General features: G+C 38.7%; 6 protein-coding genes. All 6 read right to left on the bottom strand.

Annotated features, from left to right (window positions below):
- Positions 1–690: 690 nt before the first annotated feature.
- Positions 691–1158, bottom strand: coding sequence for a hypothetical protein (locus C942_RS09720; protein ID WP_036799524.1), 468 nt, complete (start codon positions 1156–1158; stop codon positions 691–693).
- A gap of 117 nt (positions 1159–1275) precedes the next feature.
- Positions 1276–1731, bottom strand: a complete 456-nt coding sequence (locus tag C942_RS09715; protein ID WP_157372603.1) for a hypothetical protein — start codon at positions 1729–1731, stop codon at positions 1276–1278.
- 114 nt (positions 1732–1845) lie between these two features.
- Complete coding sequence (locus C942_RS09710) at positions 1846–2334, bottom strand: hypothetical protein (protein ID WP_036799522.1); 489 nt, start codon at positions 2332–2334, stop codon at positions 1846–1848.
- 123 nt (positions 2335–2457) lie between these two features.
- Positions 2458–2922, bottom strand: a complete 465-nt coding sequence (locus C942_RS09705) for a hypothetical protein (protein WP_036799520.1) — start codon at positions 2920–2922, stop codon at positions 2458–2460.
- Positions 2923–3043: 121 nt separating this feature from the next.
- A complete protein-coding gene (locus tag C942_RS09700; protein WP_157372602.1) occupies positions 3044–3715 on the bottom strand; it encodes a hypothetical protein in 672 nt (223 codons plus the stop codon).
- Positions 3716–3842: 127 nt separating this feature from the next.
- Entirely contained in the window at positions 3843–4394 is a 552-nt protein-coding gene (locus C942_RS09695) for a DUF1643 domain-containing protein (protein WP_036799514.1), read from the bottom strand.
- Positions 4395–4984 lie beyond the last annotated feature (590 nt).

Raw genomic sequence — 4984 nt, 5'->3', positions numbered from 1 at the left:
GTGCTTTTAAGCCATAACGCCTGCGATAAGGTGCCCCACACTGAACCAGCAAAGCGCACCGAACGCCATACCAAAACCGCCGAGTGTAACGGGTCACCTTGATTGCCTTGTTATGGCAAACTCAACGGATTTTAATTACTTACCAGATACGCTACTGCTACAGAAATATCTGCTCGAACGCCTGCCAGTTTACCCTACCGATAAAACCCGAACAGAAATTGATACATAACTTCATGAACCAACTAGCAAAATCAGTAGTCATTAGATAAAGAATTACTCTTTACCAACAGATAGAAATCAGAAGCTTCGGGAAAAATAGCAAGGATTAAAATCTAATAACCCTTAGCCAAAATTTGATAACTTTCTTTCGATGATGTTTCTGGCATTTCTTACAGCGAGAACAACTGGAAAATCAAGCGTGCTGCGGACAGAGCCAGCCAAATTCACAGTTCGTTATACCGCAAAGCGCTCAGTTATATCGCCAGAGAAGATCGGCTTAATAGCCGCTAAGCTTGACCCACAGACCTTGAAGCGAAAACCACGTTGCCTGTGCTTTTAAGCCATAACGCCTGCAATAAGGTGCCCCGCGCTGAACTAGCAAAGCACACCGAACTTCATACCAAAACCGCCGAGTGTAACGGGTCACCTTGATTGCCTTGTTAGCTGCAAGGAATTCATAAACTAAATGATTCACTTCATTCCAAAGTTTAATGGCGGTAGTTCATTATGGGCTAAGAAGTAATCTTTAATCAAAGCATACTCCAACTCTTCTGGAGAGTGTTCCTCATCTGAGCTATAGAAATCTATGACTATTTCATCAGGGTGATCTACATGAGCCAAGAAATGCATTAATCGTACATTTGTTTTTTGAGACCTTACTTTCAAACACTCAAGCAAGTCTGTTCCAACAACTGTCATATCAGATTGATGATTATAGTTCTTGAATCTATTTTGAAATCCATCTGTCGTACAGCCGATTTTAAGAATACTTGAGTAGCCAGAAAACCTTGGAATCTTATGAGACTTATATCGGATGACATATGCTCCGATTTCATTTTTAAAATTAGATGTTTCAATTATTTTTCGCTTTCTAGTTTCCTCAGTGCGACCGCCGCTATTAGAAACAAGAGTTAAAGTTTCTGTGTTTTTAAACTTCATATTTTTCACATTTTATCAAAACGATTGAAATTGATAGCTAACGCCGAACATAAGTTGCGCCCCACAAAACCAGCAAAGCGCGCCGAACTTCAAACCAAAAATGCGGAGTAAAACGCGTCAACTTGATGTTTTTGTTATGTTTCTGAACCCGAGATAACCAGTTCGCGTTTTAGCCGCATTAAATTGAGCTTGGTCAACAAATGGCCAATATTGTAAATCACCATCAATGCTATTCTGTTGTCGAATGCTTTTTCCAAGAAAACCAAAGCTTAGCTTGTGTAAAATGCGTTCTTTAAGCGTCGGAGTTGGCCATGAATATTCGAAATCCGACTTTAGAAACAGCACCCATCGAGCAACCATTGACTTATCTGTACTACATAGTGCGTTTTTGCCTCGAAGCTTATATTCCTTTGTATCTGAATATAGCCCCCAAGCACCTAACCAAGCTATTTCACGAATTGCCATGTCTTCAGAGGAGGGAATTCTATCTTCGAATTCATCATTCGTGATTTGACCTGAGCTTAAACTACGAATTAGACTTGCTAATTCATCTCGCGCTTTTCTATCAATCACTGTAACCTCCTCGAAACATAACGCCTGCAATAAGGTGTGCCCCACTGAACCAGCAAAGCACACTTAACTCCGTACCAAAACCGCCGAGTGTCACGCATCACCTTGATTGCTTTGTTATGTGTTTTTGCGCATATTAATCAAATTTATATTAACACCTTCTAATCGCCCACTTTTTAAGGAAAAATTGTGCAATTTACAATTGAACTCCATATCAATTTCAACAGATGGCTGAAGGTTGTCCGTATTTTGAGAAATAAAATTCGCATTTCCTTCATGAACAGCATCGTCAAAATAAAGACTTTCAAACTGTCCTGGAATTAAGTCTTTTTTCATAAGTGATGTTGTTTTGGATATAGTTCCTGCACAATGAAATCTAACTTCAGCTCGATCGAGCTCCACATTAAATGGCGATAAGTTAATAATCTGAAAGTAGAGCTCAAATCGAGGGACTTCACAAAGATTCATAGAGGCCTGTCTATGTCTTGGCCTAAGATCTACATATATCAGCTTTGATAGCTTTTCTGGCGTAAATATTCGTTTGAGTACACACCCTGGTAACCACTTGAATAACCGCCAAATAGTTGAAATTGACAAACCTTCCAAATATGAATCTCCTTATTAATATACACATAACGCCTGGCATAAGGTGCGCCACGACCAACTCACCAAGCTCACTAAACCCCAAACCAAAACCGCCGAATGTAACGCGTCACCTTGATGCCTTTGTTAGCTGCTCTCCGCTTCGCAAATTTTATCATTCCGTCTTTCATTAATAGCTTTAGCTGTTTTATCGTTGCGACTATCTCTAGCCCACATGTAAGCCTCAAGCAAATAGTTAAACGAGAACCAATAACCCACTAACAAAAACCACTCTCCCGATGTTAATGCTGTAACACCGTGTGTAAACACTAAAACCATTAAGGCTAGAAGCAGCCACTTCAGGCACATTAAAACTGCTTGAAAAAAGAATTTAACTTGATTAGGTACATCTTCCAATTCATAAATATTCTTATGTACAACATATTTATAAAAATACATTTCCTCATAAACTTTAAGAAACAACTTGCTATGGCAAGCGGCTTTCTTGAATAAAAACCTAATAAAGAAAGTTGCAAATAAAAATATACTTGAAGCTAAAATATTAACTTCAAAAGGACCTAAACTATTTATCCTATCTAAAATACTAACCACTTAACTCTCCTTGCAGCTAACGCCTGCGATAAGGTGTGCCCCACTGAGCCAGCAAAGCGCACCGAACTCTATACCAAAAATGCCGACTGTAACGCATCACCTTGATTGCTTTGTTATAATTTTACACTTTCTCAGGTAGTATGAGTTGGCATAATTTTTTTGAGTGATAATGCGATGGATCCCAATGTCCATCGGTTAGCACAATATTATCAACACCTAATTTTTTTAGATCAGAAACAGAGTAATACCAGCCCCACTCGTCATGAACTTGACAGGAATATCCATCTACTTGCCCCATTATCGGCAACTTAGAATTTACGCCTAAAGACTTATAGAATTTAGTTTCCATCACCCGAGCTTTAGCAATATATTTTTGGAATGATTTTTCTGCGTCTGGATCAGGTAACTTTTCATATTTTTGATGTGCACTACCATGCCAGCCAATGAAATCTTTTTCTGAAACATACTTGTTAACACCAGCTGGAAATACATAATTAGCACAAGATGAAAAGCACATTTCATTTACCTCAACATCTATACCATTACTTCTAATCCAATTAGCAAACATCATAGATGATGTCACTTCACCACCTGGACTATTTATATTTATCCGTTTGATTTGGTGACCTTGGGCTTTATCTAAAGCAATATTAATTGATTCCTCGTTTAACTCACCTTCATAAAACAAAACATCTTCAACAACTTCAACTTTTGCAATCTCAACATCATCTAAGGGTTGAGATGCACAACCTGATAATATTGCCAACGACAATATACTCAATAACTTACTCATAACACCATTGCTTAATTTAAAATTATAACGCCTGCGATAAGGTGTGCCCCACAGAACCAACAAAGCACACTGAACCTCATACCAAAACCACCGAGTGTAACGCATCACCTTGATTGCTTTGTTATATTTATAGTTCTTCAATGTTTACTGGTGATGGGAAATAACTGTAATTTCCATAGTAAATCTCTTTGTTTCCAGGGTGTGGGGCATAACCACTTATACCATCGACATCTATAATGTAGTTACTTTTGCCAATTAAGTGCTGTTTTACGTATGAAAACTTTTTAGGAAATTTGTACTTACCTTGGTTTTTTAATTTACCAAAGACAAGAAGAAAATCTGTATTCTCCTTTAAAATCCGTCTGACCTTCCGCTCACAAGCTAAACGTAGCAAGTCAGACTTAAATTCTTTTGGAGTATCAACTCTTGTATACAAGTTGAGCATTACTATCTTCGAGTAGAGCGGCATTCGTTCATAAACAAAACGTTCCAAAAAATGCAGAGTCTTATCTGCATGAAGCTCATTTGCATTACTTGGGTTTTGTCCAATGATGCATAGAGTATTATTTGTATCTCTATCTAATAGAGGTATTGTTAGTGACACTCTGTGCTTATCATCACCAGAAAAATCCGCTGTTATTCCAGCAATATCGACCTTATAGAAATGATCAATTCTCATGGTAACCTCTAATAAATATAACGCCTGCGATAAGGTGCCCCGCACTAAACCAGCAAAGCACACCGAACTTCAAACCAAAACCACCGAGTGTAATGGGTCACCTTGATTGCCTTGTTATGGCAAACTCAAGGAAATTTAGTCACTTAGCAGATACGCTACCGCTACAGAAATATCTGCTCGAACGCCTGCCAGTTTACCCTACCGATAAAAACCGAACAGAAATTGATGCATAACTTCATGAACCAACTCGTAAAATCAGTAGCCACTGGAGAAAGAATGGCTCTTTACCAAAAGATATAAATCAGAAGCTTCGGGAAGATTTGTGAAAACTGAAATCTGTTAGCCTTTAGCCAAAATTTAAAAGCTGGTTTTCGATGCAGTTTCTGGCATTTCTGACAGCAAACACAACATTAAAATCAAGCGTGCTGCGGACAAAGCCCGCCTAATTCACAGTTCGTTATACCGCAAAGCGTTCAGTTATATCGCCTGAGAAGTTCGGCTTGGTAGCCGCAAAGCTTGACCCGCAGATCTTAAAGCGAAAACCACGTTGCCTGTGCTTTTTAAGCCATAACGCTTGCGATAAGGTGTGC

The sequence above is a fragment of the Photobacterium marinum genome, from assembly GCF_000331515.1.
GTDB classification, from domain to species: domain Bacteria; phylum Pseudomonadota; class Gammaproteobacteria; order Enterobacterales; family Vibrionaceae; genus Photobacterium; species Photobacterium marinum.
Note: the sequence above shows the minus strand (reverse complement) of the source record. Positions and strands in the feature narration are given on the sequence as shown.

What these genes read in the sequence shown, in the direction of transcription:
- C942_RS09720 (WP_036799524.1), bottom strand. Translation starts at nt 1,158, where the DNA reads ATGAAGTTTAAAAACACAGAAACTTTAACTCTTGTTTCTAATAGCGGC.
- C942_RS09695 (WP_036799514.1), bottom strand. Translation starts at nt 4,394, where the DNA reads ATGAGAATTGATCATTTCTATAAGGTCGATATTGCTGGAATAACAGCG.
- C942_RS09700 (WP_157372602.1), bottom strand. Translation starts at nt 3,715, where the DNA reads ATGAGTAAGTTATTGAGTATATTGTCGTTGGCAATATTATCAGGTTGT.